The sequence below is a fragment of the Chitinophaga sp. RCC_12 genome, assembly GCF_041360695.1.
In the GTDB taxonomy this organism is placed as follows: Bacteria; Bacteroidota; Bacteroidia; order Chitinophagales; family Chitinophagaceae; genus Chitinophaga.
This window is the reverse complement of sequence record NZ_JBFUPS010000002.1, coordinates 454,696-471,779: the sequence shown is the minus strand read 5'-3', so window position 1 is coordinate 471,779 and position 17,084 is coordinate 454,696. Positions and strand designations below refer to the sequence as shown.

11 protein-coding genes are annotated in these 17,084 nt (G+C 47.1%); 4 read left to right on the top strand and 7 right to left on the bottom strand.

Annotated features, from left to right (window positions below; all coding sequences use genetic code 11):
- Nucleotides 1-35 precede the first annotated feature (35 nt).
- The 3 genes from AB6805_RS07170 (at nucleotide 36) to AB6805_RS07160 (ending at nucleotide 7,849) form a co-directional block, all read left to right on the top strand.
- Complete coding sequence (locus tag AB6805_RS07170) at nucleotides 36-3,206, top strand: TonB-dependent receptor (RefSeq protein ID WP_370908753.1); 3,171 nt, start codon at nucleotides 36-38, stop codon at nucleotides 3,204-3,206.
- Between the two features lie 22 nt (nucleotides 3,207-3,228).
- A complete protein-coding gene (locus tag AB6805_RS07165; protein ID WP_370908752.1) occupies nucleotides 3,229-4,710 on the top strand; it encodes a RagB/SusD family nutrient uptake outer membrane protein in 1,482 nt (493 codons plus the stop codon).
- A gap of 118 nt (nucleotides 4,711-4,828) precedes the next feature.
- A complete protein-coding gene (locus AB6805_RS07160) occupies nucleotides 4,829-7,849 on the top strand; it encodes a glycoside hydrolase domain-containing protein (protein ID WP_370908751.1) in 3,021 nt (1,006 codons plus the stop codon).
- 202 nt (nucleotides 7,850-8,051) lie between these two features.
- Here AB6805_RS07160 and AB6805_RS07155 read toward each other — a convergent pair whose 3' ends face one another.
- Nucleotides 8,052-8,954, bottom strand: a complete 903-nt coding sequence (locus tag AB6805_RS07155) for an SMP-30/gluconolactonase/LRE family protein (RefSeq protein WP_370908750.1) — start codon at nucleotides 8,952-8,954, stop codon at nucleotides 8,052-8,054.
- Nucleotides 8,955-9,107: 153 nt separating this feature from the next.
- On the opposite strand from AB6805_RS07155, the gene AB6805_RS07150 reads away from it, so the two are divergent.
- On the top strand, nucleotides 9,108-10,160 hold the full coding sequence (locus tag AB6805_RS07150) for a nucleoid-associated protein (protein WP_079471359.1): 1,053 nt from the start codon (nucleotides 9,108-9,110) through the stop codon (nucleotides 10,158-10,160).
- A gap of 423 nt (nucleotides 10,161-10,583) precedes the next feature.
- Here the strand turns inward: AB6805_RS07150 and ricT are convergent, their stop codons facing one another.
- From ricT to radA, 6 genes are all read right to left on the bottom strand, one after another.
- Nucleotides 10,584-12,164: a regulatory iron-sulfur-containing complex subunit RicT gene (gene ricT, locus AB6805_RS07145; protein WP_370908749.1), complete on the bottom strand. Its 1,581-nt coding sequence runs from the start codon at nucleotides 12,162-12,164 to the stop codon at nucleotides 10,584-10,586.
- A 146-nt stretch (nucleotides 12,165-12,310) separates the two neighbouring features.
- Nucleotides 12,311-13,450 carry an ATP-binding protein gene (locus tag AB6805_RS07140; RefSeq protein WP_370908748.1) on the bottom strand — a complete coding sequence of 380 codons (1,140 nt, stop codon included), beginning with the start codon at nucleotides 13,448-13,450 and terminating at the stop codon, nucleotides 12,311-12,313.
- A gap of 32 nt (nucleotides 13,451-13,482) precedes the next feature.
- Nucleotides 13,483-14,097: a hypothetical protein gene (locus AB6805_RS07135; RefSeq protein WP_370908747.1), complete on the bottom strand. Its 615-nt coding sequence runs from the start codon at nucleotides 14,095-14,097 to the stop codon at nucleotides 13,483-13,485.
- 50 nt (nucleotides 14,098-14,147) lie between these two features.
- Nucleotides 14,148-14,669, bottom strand: a complete 522-nt coding sequence (locus AB6805_RS07130; protein WP_370908746.1) for a glutathione peroxidase — start codon at nucleotides 14,667-14,669, stop codon at nucleotides 14,148-14,150.
- 95 nt (nucleotides 14,670-14,764) lie between these two features.
- Nucleotides 14,765-15,454, bottom strand: coding sequence for a ComF family protein (locus tag AB6805_RS07125; RefSeq protein ID WP_370908745.1), 690 nt, complete (start codon nucleotides 15,452-15,454; stop codon nucleotides 14,765-14,767).
- 28 nt (nucleotides 15,455-15,482) lie between these two features.
- Nucleotides 15,483-16,859, bottom strand: a complete 1,377-nt coding sequence (radA, locus tag AB6805_RS07120) for a DNA repair protein RadA (protein WP_370908744.1) — start codon at nucleotides 16,857-16,859, stop codon at nucleotides 15,483-15,485.
- Nucleotides 16,860-17,084 lie beyond the last annotated feature (225 nt).

Here is a 17,084-nt window from a genome sequence, read left to right as displayed (position 1 = left end):
CGGCATTATTTTGCCCCGGGCGAAAATTATTGCTCATGATGAAATTGACGGGTCTGCTGATTTTCGGAGGTTTTTTACAGGTATCCGCTAATGCATACGCGCAGGATAATATAAAGGAACTGCATGCTGAAAATAAAAGCGTGAAAGATGTATTTAAACTCATCGAAAACAACAGCAATTATCGCTTCTTCTACAACGAGAACTTTACTGATCTGAATAAGGCAGTGACTATTGATGTGAAAGATAAAAAGATCAGTGAAGTGCTGAAGGAACTCTTCAACAACTCCAATGTTACCTTCCGCGTGCTGGAAAACAACCTGGTGGTGATTACTCCCACGGGGACCGCACAGGTGAAAGTAACGGGATATGTAACAGACGCCACTACCAAAGATCCGTTGCCCGGCGTAACGATCACCGTAGAAGGCGCCAGCACCGGCGCGGTAACTGATGCCACCGGTAAGTTCACAATCCAGGCGCCTTCAGAAAACAGCGTGTTGATATTTTCCTACATCGGCTACCTGCAACAGAAAGTAGCAATAGGCGGCCGTTCCGAACTCAATATTAAACTGGAACCGGATACCAAGAAACTGGAAGAAGTAGTAGTAATGGGATACACCACTACTACCACCAAAAACCTCACCGGTGCAGCGCAGGCAGTAAGCGGCGCTAAACTGAAAGACGTTACCGCCAGCAGCATGGATAAAATGTTGCAGGGTAAAGTAAGCGGCGTATTTGTAGGTAATACTTCCGGGGATCCGGCCTCGGCACCCGTTATCCGCATCCGCGGTAACGGAACCCTTACTGCGGGCAACTCCCCCTTGGTAGTAGTAGATGGTATCATTGGCGGATTACCCAACCCCAGCGATATTGAAAGCGTTACCATCCTGAAAGATGCCGCCGCCACTACACTGTACGGCGCCCGCGCCGCCAACGGCGTAATGGTAATTACCACCAAAAGAGGTAAAGCCGGTAAAACCCAGGTAAACTTCCGCACCAACGTAGGAACCGCCCAGCTTAATACAGGACATTTTCACCTCATGAACGGAACAGACCTGTACGACCTGCAGAAAGCCGCAGGCGCCACGCTGGATCCATCTCTCCGTAATATCAATACCAACTGGCAGAAGCTGGCCTTCCAAAATGCCACCAACCAGAACTACGAATTATCTACCAGCGGTGGTAACGAAAAAACAAAGTTCTATCTGGGAGGTAACTACTATAAAGAAGATGGTATCCTGAAAGGTACCGGGGTAGAGCGTTTCAGCGCCCGCCTCAACCTGGATCATAACATTACCGATAAGTTCCGCATCAGCGCCAACTTCGCCGGAACACAAACTTCCGACCACGATAATTCAAACGGCTCATTGTATCAATATTACACCAATCTCCCCTGGGATAAGGCGTACGACGAACAAGGCAAGCCGGTAAACCCACTCACCGCCGCTACCTGGTACGGAAGGGATATGACTAACTTCCTTTACGACCAGCAGTATAACTATATTAAAAATAAAAGGCAGTCGCTCGAAGCACTGGTAAAACTGGAATACGACATCACCAAATGGTTGTCCTTCAGCTCTACCAACCGCGCGCAGTATTATCATTTCAACCAGGAAAGCAACGGGGATGTGCGGACTTCCTCCGGCACCGACGACCGTGGTAACCTGTATAATTACTACCAGGATTCCGCGAGCTATATCAGCTCCAACCTGTTGAAAGCAAGATATACCATCAATAAGGTGCATAACATCGACGGACTGGTGGGCGCTGAGTTTCAGCAGGCCAATCTTAATGATATCAATGCAAAAGGTAAAGGTATTTTACAGGGAGTGGAGGTACTGGATGGTACTTCTTCACCGATGTCTATTGGCGGTACCAAAATAGCCCGCGCCTTTAATTCCTATTTTGTACAGGCGAACTATAACTACAATTATAAATACTACTTCACTTCTTCCTTTAGAAGAGATGGATCTTCCAAGTTTGGCGCCAACCAGCAGTATGGTAACTTCTATGCCTTTGGCGCATCCTGGGCAGCATCTGAAGAAAATTTTATTAAGCAGATAAAAGCCATCACCAACCTGAAGTTAAGGGCCAGCTACGGAACTACCGGTAACGCGGAAATAGGCGACTACAGCGCTATCGGGGCATATTCGATCAATACGCAGTACAACGGTTTCCCCGGTGCTTACCAAAGCGTGTATAATGTACCTAACCTTTCCTGGGAGAAAGCATACAATACCAACATTGGTATCGACCTGGGATTATTTAACCGCATTAACCTGACCGTAGAATTATACCAGAAAGATAACAAAGACCTCCTGTTCAATGTGCCGCTGCCTGCTACTGCCGGTTACAGCTACATTTCACAGAACGTAGGATCTGTGCGTAACAAAGGACTTGAAATCAACCTGAGTACAGATAACCTGGTAGGCGCCTTCAAATGGAGCACCGACTTCAACATCGGCTTCAATAAAAACAGGGTAACCGAACTGTATACCGGGAAGAACCAGATCGTAGATCCGATCAGCGGCTATTTCATCCTGCAACAGGGCCAGGATATGCGCAGCTTCTACATGCGTAAATGGGCCGGTGTAGATCCTGCCAATGGCGATCCGCTGTGGGAAAAACTCGTGACAGATGCCAATGGCAACGTAACCGGTAAAACTACTACCAATAACTATAACGATGCGTCCCTGCAGATTGTGGGTTCTGCCACGCCGAAATTCTTTGGTGGTATGCGTAATACTTTCTCCTATAAAAATTTCCAGCTGAGTGCCTTCCTGGCGTTTGTTTCCGGTAATGATGTGTATAACAGCACCCGTGAACTGATGGACAATGACGGCGCATATTATACCTATAATATGATGTCGCTGGATAAAGACTGGAGCCGCTGGGAAAACCCGGGCGATGTGGCTACCCATCCAAAGTATACTATCAAAGGAAATAAAAACTCACACAAACCATCTTCCCGTTTCCTGGAAGACGGAAGCTACCTGCGTCTGAGAAACGTAAACCTGAGCTATGCGTTGCCTAAAGCCTGGCTGGACCGCGCGCATATTGGAAACGCCAGAATTTCTGTTGGCGGTGATAACCTGTGGACCTTAACCAAATTCTCCGGTCTGGATCCGGAAGTAGATGATCGCGGTATCAACTACATCAAGTATCCGTCCAGCACCAAGTGGTTTGCAGGCCTTGAAATTAATTTTTAACAGGAGCTAAAAAGAGATGATCATGAAACACATGTCAAAATACTTTGCAGGGCTGTTGCTGTTATCAGTGGCCACTTCCTGCTCATTGAAGAAAGACCCGTACAGTGCTGTTCCGGATGATAATATTCTGAAAGATGAAACTAAATGGCCGGCGGCCACTGTAGGTAATTATGCGTTACTGAAAGAAGAAAATTTTACGCGCAACTATTTCCAGATGGGGGAGTTCCCCAGTGACGATGTAGCGCTGAGCGGCGCTACCACCGATGCGCTTTTCTATTCATACACTTACGGGCACCTGACCAACCAGGCCAACGCGCTGCAGATCTGGCGGGCAGGGTATAAGGCAATCAACGGCTGTAATAAGCTGCTGGAAGTAATGACAGAAGGTAAGTCGGACGCCGTGAATAAGATGATCGGGGAAAATCTGTTCATCCGCGCCTTTGTACATTTCAGCCTGGTAAGGTCTTTCGGCCGCCCTTATACACAAAGTCCTGCAACCAACCTGGGCGTACCGGTGGTGACCAAATTTGATATAACTGCCATGCCTAAACGTAGCACTGTACAGGATGTATACGCGCAGGTGGTAGCAGATCTGAAGAAAGGAAAAGACCTGATGGACAACTCCAACACCAACAGCTATGCCACCAAATACGGCGCCATGGCTTTACTGGCAAGAGTGTATCTCTATATGGGAAAAAATGATTCTGCCCGTATTTATGCAGATTCAGTGATCACTTCAGGTCAGTATTCCCTGGTGAATACTTCTGATCTTCCAGGTTATTACACCAAAACCAATGAAAACAACAAGGAAACCATCTTCGCTATTCATCATACCCTGCAGGACGACCGTACCTGGAGCTCTATCGGCTCTATGTATTATATGTCTCCCGGTGGCATGGGCTATGGCGAAATGTATGCTTCCCAGTCGTACCTCGACCTGCTGCACAAATATCCGGCAGATGCCCGTAACTCCTTTGTGCAGGCCGTGTACCTGAAAGGCGCTGATGGCCGGGATTCCGTGAATGCCGGCGGCCAGAAGGTAATGGCTTCCCGCAACGGCGTTCCAAAATGGTATGTGCTGAAATATTCCAACCAGGATAATGTACCTACCCTCAGTTCACCGGTGGTATTGCGCCTGGCTGAAATGTACCTGATCCGTGCGGAAGCGAATGCGAAGCTGAACAATAACGCTGCCGCCATCGATGATGTGAATACCATCCGTAAAAGGGCCGGGTTAAGCGGCGCTGCACTGTTTACCGTATCAGACCTGCATGGCTATGCCTCCGTACTGGATGTAGTACTGGACGAACGCCGCCTGGAACTTGCCTTTGAAACACATCGCGTATTTGACCTGTTCCGCAATAACCGGAATGTATACCGCAATTATCCCGGCGTACAAAACAATCCGCAAACAGTTTCTTATACAGATGCAAGGGTGGTACACTTTATTCCTGAACAGGAAATATTGCTTGATCCTAACCTGGTGCAAAACCCGATTCAATAGTATTACCGGTGAAAGCCCCGTTCTGCGGGGCTTTTGCTTTTATAAAATAATCGGGAAAAGAAACCGCAACAGTAGTAAATTTATAACCGGTGAACATTTAAAAAATTGCTTATTCTTCATGTATCAGACAAACCACCCTTCCCGCAATTTCAGGAGAGGATTGCTGCTGGCAGGACTTACTTTCAGCTTCCTTACCACAGCACTCGCCCAGGAATTGAAGTATACCAATGGCAACAATAACTGGAATGCAGACTCGCTCGGTAACCACCGCGCGGTAGTTTCCTTTAATGGCGCCGCCGGCGTAGCCCGCGTTATAATCCCCTGGCGCCGTAGAGACGAGCATCCGGAGCTGAAACGTATCATTGTTGAAGATGCAAAAACAAAACAAAAAGTTACCAATGTAAAAACGTTGACACTTAACCGTGAGCAGGGCGATATCTGCTTTGAACCAACTTCCGGTAAAGGCGACTACTATATTTATTACCTGCCGTCCAAAAACGAAGGCCGCGACAACTATCCGAAAGGCGTGTACCTGGCGCCGGAACAAACCGCCGATAACAGCTGGCTGCAATCCATACCAGCGGGTATAAAGCCCAATACCACAGTGAAGCAACTGGAAGCTATCGACAGCTTCAATACTTTCTACCCGATGGAGGTAATCGCCACGGAAGCAGAAAGAAAGCAGTTGCTGCTGAAACATCCTGGTGGCGGCTATATGCTGTTTCCCGAAGACAGGCAGTTCCCTATTAAAATGACGGACGACCTGCCACAGCGCTGGATAAAGAAAGGGCCTTCCCAATCCTTCTCCGGCGAAGCCGATAAAGGCGAATACTATGCATTTCAGCTGGGCATTTATGCCCGCCATGAAATGAAGGAGGTACAGATTTCTTTTGCCGACCTGAAAACCACTGGCGGACAAACCATCCCGGCAACGCAACTCAACTGTATCAATACCACCGGTACCACTTACGATGCCAAACCTTTTTCGGCAACGGTGAATATCCCCGAAGGAAAAGTACAGGCCCTGTGGTGTGGGATAGATGTGCCGGAAAACGCTGCAGCAGGCATCTATAAAGGCATTGCCACCATAAAGGCAGTCGGTATGCCTGCCATGCCGGTAAGGATCGCGCTAACGGTAACGAATAAACGGGTCGTGAACAGCGGCTTTAACGAACCCTGGAAACAAACCCGCCTGAAATGGCTGAATTCCACGCTGGCACAGGACGATGCCGTGATTGCACCTTATACGCCACTGGAAATGAAGGACAGCGTGATCAGTTTACTGGGCCGTAAAGTAGGTATCCATAAAGATGGCTTCCCTGCGCAGATCCAGACTTTTTTCACGCCTGAAATGACGTCACTATCCACACAGCCTAAGAATATTTTCACCGAACCGGTACACTTTCATTTCATAGAAGCCGCTACAGGAAAGGATCTTCGCTGGCAAAGCAATGGCTGGAAAGTTACCAGTCAAACGCCGGGAAAAATCAGCTGGAAAGCGGTGAACACCACTACAGGCCTGGAGATGGAAGTAACCGGCACCCTGGAATTTGATGGTTTCCTCGACTATACCGTGAAAGTAACAGCGCTGGAAGACGTATCCCTGAAGGATATCACGATGCACCTGCCGTTTGATAAAGGCGCCGCAAAGTACATGATGGGCCTGAACCAAAAAGGTGGCATGCGCCCGGAAAAGATCGACTGGAAGTGGGACGTGAAAAATAAAAACCAGGATGGCGCCTGGATTGGTGATGTGAATGCGGGCATCCAGTTTAACCTGCGGGATGAAAATTATGTACGCCCGCTGAATACAAACTTCTACCTCCAGAAACCGCTGCTGCTGCCCACTTCATGGGGGAATGGCGATAAAGGCGGTATCACCGTGGGTGAAAAAGGAAAGGCTATACTGGTAAATAATTATAGCGGTGAAAGAACGCTGCATAAGGGAGAGGTACTGTATTACAACTTCCACCTGATCATCACGCCGTTCCACCCGGTTAACACCGATTTCCAGTGGTCTACCCGTTTCTATCACCGGTATAATAACCTCGACAGCATCAAGGCTACCGGCGCCACAGTGGTAAACATTCACCATGGCAACGAGATTAACCCCTGGATCAACTATCCGTTCATTGAATGGAAGGCGATGAAGGACTACATTGCGGAAGCGCGTCAGAAAGGACTGAAAGTTAAGATCTATAATACCGTAAGGGAGTTATCGAACCATGCCTGGGAAACCTTCCCGCTGCGCAGTTTAGGACATGAAGTATACAGTCCGGGCAAGGGCGGCGGCTTCTCCTGGCTGCAGGAGCATGTAGGAAAAGACTACATCGCGGCATGGTTTGTACCGGAGTTTAAGGATGCCGCCATCATCAACAGTGGCATGAATCGCTGGCATAACTATTATGTGGAAGGGATGAACTGGCTGGTGCAAAACGTAGGGATTGATGGTATTTACCTGGACGATGTGGCTTTTGACCGGGTAACCATGAAACGTGTAAAACGCGTGCTGACAAAGGATAATCATCCGGGTATTATTGATCTGCATTCCGCCAACCAGTATAACAAATCCGATGGATTTATTAACAGTGCGGTGCTTTATATGGAGCACTTCCCTTACCTGAACAGGCTTTGGTTTGGGGAGTACTTTGATTATGAAAAAAACAATCCTGATTTCTTCCTCACAGAAGTAAGCGGTATTCCTTTTGGTCTGATGGGCGAAATGCTCCAGGATGGCGGTAACCAGTGGCGGGGTATGGTGTATGGTATGACTAACCGCATGCCGTGGACTGCTACTTCCGATCCGCGTCCTATCTGGAAAGTGTGGGATGATTTTGGTATGCAGGGAACAAAGATGATTGGTTACTGGGTAGAAAATAACCCGGTTAAAACCAATAACCCGTTGGTACCGGCCACCATTTACCGTAAGGATGGGGCAGTACTGGTATCCCTCGCCAGCTGGGCGCCGGAAAACACCACCATTAAACTCACCATCGACTGGAAAGCACTGGGCATAGACCCCACAAAGGCAACGATAACGGCGCCGGACATACGCAACTTCCAGCAGGGACAGGTATTTGGTGCAGATGCCGGTATCCCCGTAGAAAAGAACAAGGGCTGGCTACTGATTATAAAGTAGTTTGATCGCCAGCGGATTTTGTCTTTCTCGCTGATTACGCTGATTATACTGATTTAGGGATTTGATCACTTTTGATTTTAAAGGATTCAGGGAGATATAAGCGAATATATCTCCCTGAATTATTAAATCAAAAAAAATCCAGAAGTAAAAATCCAATTAATCAGTATAATCAGCGTAATCAGCGAGAAAGACAACATCCGCGTTAAAAGCGTTTACCCGGTACGTTTACCCGGAATGTTTCCACGCATTTACGGTCTTGCAGGGTTACGTATACGGTTTTGCCGTCTTTATCCCCGAATACCAGGTTGCTGCATTGTTTTCCTTTGAGGGGTACTTCCTGGATCAGTTTTCCTGTTGGCGAGAGTACAGCGATCACGCCTTTTCCCCACCGGGCTACGTAGAGGTTGCCTACTTTGTCGCATTTCATTCCGTCGAAGCCAAAGTCGGGGAAGCTGGCGAATAGGGTTTTACGGGAGATGTTACCTGCTTTATCCACCTTGTATTTCCAGATCTTCCGTTGCACGCTTTCGTTCACATATAATGTTTTTTCGTCGGGGCTGAGTTCAATGCCGTTGGTGGTGCCCATATTGCCTTCGAGCAGGATGGGGGTGTGGTGGCCGGGATCTATCCGCCAGATCTGGCCGGTGTTGCTGGCCCATTTGGGGTCGGTGACAAAGATCTGATCCTTGCTATTGATACAGAGATCATTGGGCTGGTTGAACTGATCGGAGTGAACGTATACGCCTACTTTTTTGGTTTTCATATCAATAGTGAGCACATTATGCCGGATGAAATCCGGGAGGAACATGGTTCCTTTGCTGTTGAAATGAATGCCGTTGGCTACGCTGCTATCGGGGAGGGTAACGAATATTTCGCCGGCGCCGGTTTTGGTATTTATTTTACCGATGGTGCCATCGTGTTGAAAATTTACTACGTAAAAATTGCCTGCTTTGTCAAAGTTGGGTCCTTCGATATTTACGGAAAACATATTTTCTGCCGTGAGGTCGCGGGTTTCGAATACGGGCCTGTTTGTATGTTTTTGCTGCGCTATCAGCGGGAGGCCGTATCCGGCCGTCATTGCCAGCAGGCAGATATATTTTTTCATGTTCGTTTTGTTTTGAAACTTTAAATTAAGGAACTATTCCAGATTTTTCAGCGTATATGGATGGGAGGGAGGGTATGTAATGAAATTATCAAGAAATAATTACCGGGAGAAACGGATCTGTTGCCTGTCAACTAATTTATTAATTTTGCGCCCATGATCCATGTTTCGGAGTTTAAAGATTTGGCGCAATTAACGATACACAAGGTAGGGAATCCCACTAACGATGAGGCCCTGCTCTGTTCCAAAGCGCCTTTGCAGCTGGAGGATGAAACGATCAGCCAGTTATTGGTGACTTATTTTATTCAGCCGTTTGCCAATGCAGCAGAGTATTTCAGATTCCGTCATGACGCAGATCTGCAATTGAATGAAATATTTCAATATTGTCGACGTATATTTACTGACCAAAATGAATTCCAGGAGCAGTCGGTCAATATTGCCAAACATCTATATAAACATTCCACCCATCCAAAAATAAAAGGGGGAGAGCTATATATAGCCTACTTTAGCAAGTGCCAGGTGGATGGTGAAGAGGTGGAAGCCATAGGCATTTTTAAGTCGGAGAACCGCGATACCTATTTAAAGGTATTTCTGGCAGACGAGAATTATCAGGTAAATTACGAGGACGGTATAAATATTAATAAGCTGGATAAAGGTTGTCTGGTATTTAATACAGAAGAAACAGAAGGCTTTAAAGTAAGTATAGTAGACAGTAACAGCAAACAAACCGAGGCGGTGTATTGGAAGGATGCCTTTTTACAGGTACAACGCCGGGAGGACAGTTATCATCAGACAGAAACCGCGGTGGACATGTGTAAACAGTTTATACACAACAAATTGCCAACGGAGTATGAGATGGACAGAGTAGATCAGGTAGATCTGTTAAATAAATCAGCCGCTTATTTTAAAGAAAAAGAACAATTCCAACTGGACGATTTTGCGAAAGAGGTACTAGGTCATCCCGACGCTATTGCTTCTTTTAAGGAGTACCGAAACGAATATGCGAATCATTTTCAACAAGATATCCCTGACGAGTTTGAAATATCTGCACCTGCTGTAAAGAAACAGCAGAAAGTATTTAAGAGCATTCTGAAATTGGATCGTAACTTTCATGTATATATTCATGGCAACCGTGAGATGATTGAGCGCGGATTTGATGAAGCCACCAACATGAACTATTATAAACTACTGTTTGAGAATGAAGCGTAAGAGCGTGTGATAAGCAGTAGAGGCGCCTGTGTGATTGATTTTGTGAAGAGATATAAAATAGCATTTTTTAAGTTTTCTCATAAGCAAAAACCAATTGTTAACAAAGGCTGCCTCGTCTGGGCGGCCTTTTACTTGGTTTTCTCTGACAATTTTTCCTCACTATCTGATATTCAAAAAATAATAGGTCCCGGAAGGGGCATAGTGTATTCATAGTGCATGGGGAGTGCATTGATAGTGCATCATGAGTCCATGAAGAGTGCATGGATACCCTATGGGATACACAGGTATGCGGCATGGAAGAGGCATCCGTGAAGTAAGGGGAATGAAGGTCGGTCAGCTCCGTGTACCCGTCCGAACATATAAGAAAGGCTTGCAGTATGCAACAAAAAAGACAACCAGGCCGGTTGTCTTTTTTGTTTTTATTTATTGTCCTTTTTCAGGATTGTTGTTCTTGTTAGGATTGGGCGGCCGGTGTTTATGCCGTGGTGGACGCCTGTCCTGTTTGGGATTGGTAGGTCCCTGTCCTCCGGGCATGCCTGGTTGGGCTGGTTGCTGACCGGGTTGCTTTGGCGCAGGTTGTCTTTGTCCCTGTTCCTGCCGGTTTGATGGCTGCTCGTTACGGGGTTGTTGTTCACGTCCCTGTTTTGGCTGGCCTCCGCCTTGTTGCCGCTGGCGGTTATCCGGTTTGGGTTTACGCTCTGAAGGCTGGCGGTTGTCGGGCCTTTGACCTGCCTTAGGGGAATCAGTTCTTGGCTGACCCTGACCCTGGGCTTGTTTAGGTTCCCCGCGTTCGCCACGATCCGGACGTTCGCTACGTTCGCCGCGTTCACCACGCTCGCCGCGTTCACCACGTTCTCCTCCGCGTTGTTGTTTTTGTTTGTCTCTATCCTTCTGTTTACGCTTCTGTGCAGTTTTTTCGAGAGATTTCAGACTGATTAATCCCACCACATCTGCGTATCCGAGATCCGCTTCTTTTGGTTTGGCGGTTACTACTTCTACCGGTTTCAGGTCGTCTGGTTTAACGCCCTGCTTGTTCAGGAGGCGTATTTCCTTAGCCCTGGAAATGGTGAGTGGATACTGTTTGTTACTGCCTTCATAAGAGTACCACATGAGGCTTTTGAAGATATCCCGTTTCTGCAGGTGGGCAACGCCGCCGGCAGTTTCAATGTTATCGGCATCATCGGGGAAATCTTTCAGGGCATCGAGGTAGGTATCGAGCTCATAGTTAAGGCAGCATTTTAAACGGCCGCATTGTCCGGATAGCTTGGCCTGGTTGATAGACAGGTTCTGGTACCGGGCAGCGGTAGTATTCACGCTTTTGAAGTCAGACAGCCACGTGGAGCAGCATAACTCCCTGCCGCAACTGCCGATGCCACCTACTTTTCCGGCTTCCTGGCGGGCGCCTATCTGGCGCATTTCCACCTTGGCCCTGAATTCAGAGGCATATACTTTAATCAATTCCCTGAAATCCACGCGATCATCTGCGGTATAGAAGAAGGTGGCTTTACGGCCATCGGCCTGTATTTCCACTTCTGCCAGTTTCATTTCAAGTCCGAGGTTGCGGGCAAGGGCTCTGGATTTTATGAGCGCCTCTTTCTCGCGGGACTTGTTGTCATTCATTCGCTGCAGGTCGTCGTTCGTTGAACGGCGCAGCACTTTTTTTACTTCGGGTGTGTCTTCAGCGCGTCGCTTCTTCATCTGTAGTTTTACCAGCTCGCCCGTCAGGCTTACTGTTCCAACGTCAAAACCGCTGACCCCTTCTACGGTAACCATTTCTCCTTTATCAAAGAATTGTTTGGTTACGTTACGGAAAAAGTCCTTGCGGCTGCCATTGTTAAAACTCACTTCTATAATGTCAAATGGTGCTAAGCTATCACCAAGGGGAATATTGGACAGCCAGTCAAACACGTTCAGTCTGTTACAACCTCCTGTGCTGCATCCTCCATTACTCTTGCATCCTGACGGCTTCCCTTCCACACCCGTACCACATCCGGCACAAGCCATATTATTAATTAGTTTAAATTTTATAAATAAGCATTTCAGGTTATTCCAGTTCTTCAAAATACGTTTTTCCTTTCAGAAAAACAAAAGGCCGGAAGCAACAAAGATAGGGAAAAGGAGCTGATAGCCCCGCAGGAAGCCGGTGGTTATTACATAACCGGTATAGGTTTCTTTTTAAATATATATTGCAGCTTGATGGACAGGGCATGAAATAGCATCTTTCCGTTGGCATTGCGTTCTATATAGTAGCTGGCGTTGTTCAACGCCTCTGTGATTTCCTGCATTTGGTCCAGGTTGGCCAGTTTAGCCAGCTTGGCGGCGAAGTCCATCTCCTCTGTGGAAAAAGCCAGCTGGCTCTTATCCAGGTATTGCAAACGGAGCGTATGTTCCAGCAGGTTAATGAAATAGCGGAGGAACTGCTTTTGGTTTTCCCTGCCGGTTTTTGCACTGGAAATCCCTTCTATCCATTCCTGGAGCGCTACCCGGTTGCCGGTAAACAGGTGATTCAGCCAGCTGCGGAGCAGCTCGTGGTAGTCGTCGTCTGAATGCTGCAACAGGTACAGGGCTTCCCGGTAATTGCCTGCTGTAATGGTGGCCATTTGCTGGGCCTTTGCAGGGGGCACATTACTTTTCTGGACCAACGCTGTGACCAGGTCCTCTTTTGCCAGCGGGTTTATTTTGATAAGATGTGTTCTTGATAAGATGGTGGCCAGTATCTGTTCCTGGTTTTCGGCGATCAGGATAAACAGTGTATTCTGAGGCGGTTCTTCAATCAGTTTCAACAGGCGGTTCCCTTCATTGCCTAAGTATTCGGGCATCCACATCACCAGTATTTTATAACCGCTTTCAAAACTTTTCAGGTTCAGTTTATGGATAATGTCCTGGCACTCGGTGGCAGTAATGTTACCCTGTTTGTTTTCGGCGCCTATAAATTGCAGCCAGTCGTACGCATTACCATAGGCATGGGTTGTTACAAACTCCCGCCATTCTGTGATATAGTCGGTGCTTACCGGTTTATCGCCGGTTTTGCGCGGAATAACCGGGTAGGAGTAATGGATATCCGGGTGTACAAATTGTGAAGCCTTGGTGCAGGCGGGGCATTGTCCGCAGGCATCGTGTGCTTGTTTGTTTTCACAAACCAGGTATTGGGTAAAGGCCAGTCCGAGCGGAAGGCCACCTGCACCTTCCGGGGCAAGCAGTATCATGGCATGACTTAGCCGGTTATGCTGTACGGATTGAACGAGCTGTTGCTTTACCTCCCCTTGTCCTATAATATCAGAAAAAAGCATGGGCGCAAGATAATGAAAAGGGGGCTAATCATTTATTGAAGAGATACGTAACAGGCATTTTCAAAGGTGCCGGTGCCGTTGATGTTCTTCTCATTATCTGTAAAATAAAAGCTGCCGGATATGGTTTGTGTCCGGAGATTCATTTTACGGATGGTTACGCTGGAAGAGTCGGTGGTAAGGTAGGTGAATTCTCCATTGTTTTTGATGGCTACGGCCACCAGTCCGCCGGTTTGAACTCCCCGCCGGGTGTAGGTATAAGTTTTCAGGTGCAGGCTGTCATTCTTCAATCCGGCTTCGTCGTACATACCATCCGTGATATTAAATACCACCCTGCAGGAATCCGATACGGTTTCCACGCTGAGGAATTTGAGTCCGCCGGTATCCGTCCGTTCGCGGAACAGGAGGCTGCGGCTAAAGGTCATGTTGCTGCTGCCGGTTCCTATGGTAGTAACCATTTGCATTTCCGGGCACGAAAGTGAAGGGGGATCTACATCGTGCTGGCACGCGGAAAGTAGCAGTAAAAAGCACAGCAATGCCATTAGCGGCAAGGCATTATTAGTAGGAACATGGTAGTGTTTCATGAATACGGTTGCGCGTTGTATAATTAATAACAGGATACTTACGTAAACGGTTATACGTTTACGCAAGTATCTGCAAAATTTTTTGTCTACGCAAAAGTTGGTAACAGTTATAAAGACTATTTTTCAATGGCCGCAATCACTTCCGCTGACTCGGGTTGAGTTTTGGGAGAAAATACTGCTACCAGGTTACCTTTTTCATCCAGCAGGTATTTCTGGAAGTTCCAGGTAACTTCTGCCGGCTCCATGTGTTTGGCTTTGCTTTCATCCAGCAACCATTTGTACAGGGGATGAATGTCTGTTCCCTTTACAGAAATTTTGGCTGCCATGGGGAAGGTTACTGCATACTGTTTTGTGCAGAATTGTTGTATTTCCTTGTTGCTGCCGGGTTCCTGTGAACCAAAGTTATTAGCAGGGAAACCAACGATAACGAGTTTGTCGTGGTATTTCTTGTAGAGTTTTTCCAGGCCTTCATATTGCGGCGTGTTACCACACAGGGAGGCGGTATTCACGATCAATACTTTCTTTCCTTTGTATTTGGAGAAATCGATTTTTCCTCCATCAACAGCATCTACTTTGAAATCATAAAGATGGGATGAGGCAAAAAGCATAACAACTGATAGTATAGCTAATCTGAACATATAGATTTTTTTTAAAGACAGATTAAAATACAGCGCGGGGCTGTATTTGTAAAGTTAGCATTCCCGGAATAAAAAAAGAGAAGAATTTAGCCGTCTCATTTCCAGGCATAGGCAAGGCAGCAGATGCTTACCCGGGCGCCCGCCTGTTGAAGGGCCCTGGAGCAGGCTTCGGTGGTGGCGCCGGTGGTAATAACATCATCGACCAGTAATACGTGCGATCCGGCTGAAAGGTTGCCATTGGCACTGAAGGCGGTGGCTACGTTCTCCCACCGGTCTGTTCGTCCCTTTTTTGTTTGGGTGGCGGTGAACTGTTCCCTGCGGAGGGTGGCCGGATATACCGGCAGCTGTATTACCTGCGCAATGCCATTGGCCAGCAGGGTGGCCTGGTTATAGCCACGTTTTTTTTCCTTGCGGGGATTGAGTGGAACCGGCGCCACGAAATCGATGGTGCTGATCCAGTTGCTTTCCTGCAGCTGGTAACCGGTTTGTTTGCCAAGCCAGGTAGCAATATCCGGACGTTGTCCGTATTTGAACCGGTGGATCAGGTGTTGCAAACCGGACGACTGGTTATAATAATAAGTGGCAGTGGCCTGTTGTACAGGTACCCTTCCGTTGAATATCTGCGCTACGGGATTGTTGGCGTAACGCTGGAAATGGGTGAGGGGTAGGGCCTGCACGCAGCGCAGGCATAACAGTTCATCTGTTTGATGCAGATCAGTGCCGCACAGCTCACAGCAATGCGGATAGAACAGATGAACCAGTGGGGAAAACAAACTGGTGAGCATCGAATGGTTTTTTAAAGATATGTGGTAATCAGAATAACCGCTGGTATACTTCTTCCACTCTTCCTACAGCAATTACTTCGATATGGAATTTACTGAAATCAATTCCTTTTTTGTTGTAACGGGAAATAAATATTTTCTCGAAGCCAAGTTTTTCGGCTTCTGCAATGCGTTGTTCAATGCGGTTTACAGCTCTTATTTCACCGCTAAGGCCCACTTCTCCCGAAAAACAAATTTTGGGTGAAATGGCATTGTCTTCATAAGATGAAAGCAAGGCGCATAACACAGCGAGGTCAATGGCGGGGTCCTCCACGCGGATACCACCGGCGATATTGAGGAATACATCTTTTACCCCGAAGTGGAATCCGCCGCGTTTTTCGAGTACGGCCAGCAGCAGTTGCAGCCTGCGCAGGTCGAACCCTGTGGCGGTACGTTGCGGGGTACCGTAAACGGATTGTGTAACGAGTGCCTGTACCTCTACCAGGAGCGGGCGCATTCCTTCCATGGTGGCAGAAATGGCAACACCGCTCAGGAGATCTTCCCGTTGCGAAATGAGGATTTCTGAAGGGTTGGTAACTTGCCGGAGCCCGGTGCCGGTCATTTCATAAATACCCAGTTCGGCGGTAGAACCGAACCTGTTTTTGATGGTACGGAGAATGCGATAAGCGTAATGTTGGTCGCCTTCGAACTGTAAAACCGTATCCACCATGTGTTCCAGCACTTTCGGCCCTGCAATGGAGCCATCTTTGGTAATGTGTCCGATGAGGAAAACCGGGGTATTACTTTCTTTGGCGAAGCGTTGTAATTCGGCGGTAGTTTCCCTGATTTGTGATACGCTTCCCGGTGCAGATTCTATAAATGGTGAATGCAGTGTTTGAATAGAATCGACAATGACCAGTTGTGGTTGTAATTTTTTAATTTCCTGGAAGATTGTCTGCGTAGAAGTTTCTGTGAGCAGATAGAATTGTTCATTGGAATTCTGGATGCGGTCGGCCCGCATTTTTATCTGTTGTTCACTTTCTTCACCGCTGATGTAAAGTGTTTTGATATGCTTCAGCTGTAATGCGTTCTGGAGGAAGAGTGTTGACTTCCCGATGCCGGGCTCTCCGCCTACCAATACCAGCGAACCCGCTACTATACCGCCTCCCAGCACACGGTTCAATTCATTGTCGGGTGTTAATATTCTTTCTTCATCTTTCGCAACTACTTCCGAGAGGTTAATTATTTTGTGTGTCCGGGGAGAGGAGGTATCGTTGTTTTTCCATTCAGCTTGTTTGAGTGGAATGTCTTTTTGCACTCTTTCTTCCACAAACGTATTCCATTCTCCGCAACTCGGACATTTTCCATTCCATTTCGCTGATTCATATCCACAATTCTGACAAAAAAAAGCGGTTTTAATTTTACTCATAATTTTCATAAAAAAGATGCGTTACAAAGTAACGTTTTTACGTTTATTGAACCGAAATGATAAGAAGAGAAGTGTTAAAAAAGGAGAGGAGGAGGTATAAAAAGAGAAAAGAGCCAAACGGAAGATTCCGCTGACTCTTTCTACTTACTAACCCATTAAATTCAGGTCTAAATTACAAAATGGCTTCAGAATAAAAAAGTTTATTTAATTGATGTGAATAACTTT

Bases quoted from the DNA above. Each gene is read 5' to 3' on its own strand.
- AB6805_RS07170 (WP_370908753.1), top strand. From the start codon at position 36: ATGATGAAATTGACGGGTCTGCTGATTTTCGGAGGTTTTTTACAGGTA.
- AB6805_RS07165 (WP_370908752.1), top strand. From the start codon at position 3,229: ATGAAACACATGTCAAAATACTTTGCAGGGCTGTTGCTGTTATCAGTG.
- AB6805_RS07160 (WP_370908751.1), top strand. From the start codon at position 4,829: ATGTATCAGACAAACCACCCTTCCCGCAATTTCAGGAGAGGATTGCTG.
- AB6805_RS07155 (WP_370908750.1), bottom strand. From the start codon at position 8,954: ATGAAAAAATATATCTGCCTGCTGGCAATGACGGCCGGATACGGCCTC.
- AB6805_RS07150 (WP_079471359.1), top strand. From the start codon at position 9,108: ATGATCCATGTTTCGGAGTTTAAAGATTTGGCGCAATTAACGATACAC.
- ricT (WP_370908749.1), bottom strand. From the start codon at position 12,164: ATGGCTTGTGCCGGATGTGGTACGGGTGTGGAAGGGAAGCCGTCAGGA.
- AB6805_RS07140 (WP_370908748.1), bottom strand. From the start codon at position 13,450: ATGCTTTTTTCTGATATTATAGGACAAGGGGAGGTAAAGCAACAGCTC.
- AB6805_RS07130 (WP_370908746.1), bottom strand. From the start codon at position 14,669: ATGTTCAGATTAGCTATACTATCAGTTGTTATGCTTTTTGCCTCATCC.
- AB6805_RS07125 (WP_370908745.1), bottom strand. From the start codon at position 15,454: ATGCTCACCAGTTTGTTTTCCCCACTGGTTCATCTGTTCTATCCGCAT.
- radA (WP_370908744.1), bottom strand. From the start codon at position 16,859: ATGAGTAAAATTAAAACCGCTTTTTTTTGTCAGAATTGTGGATATGAA.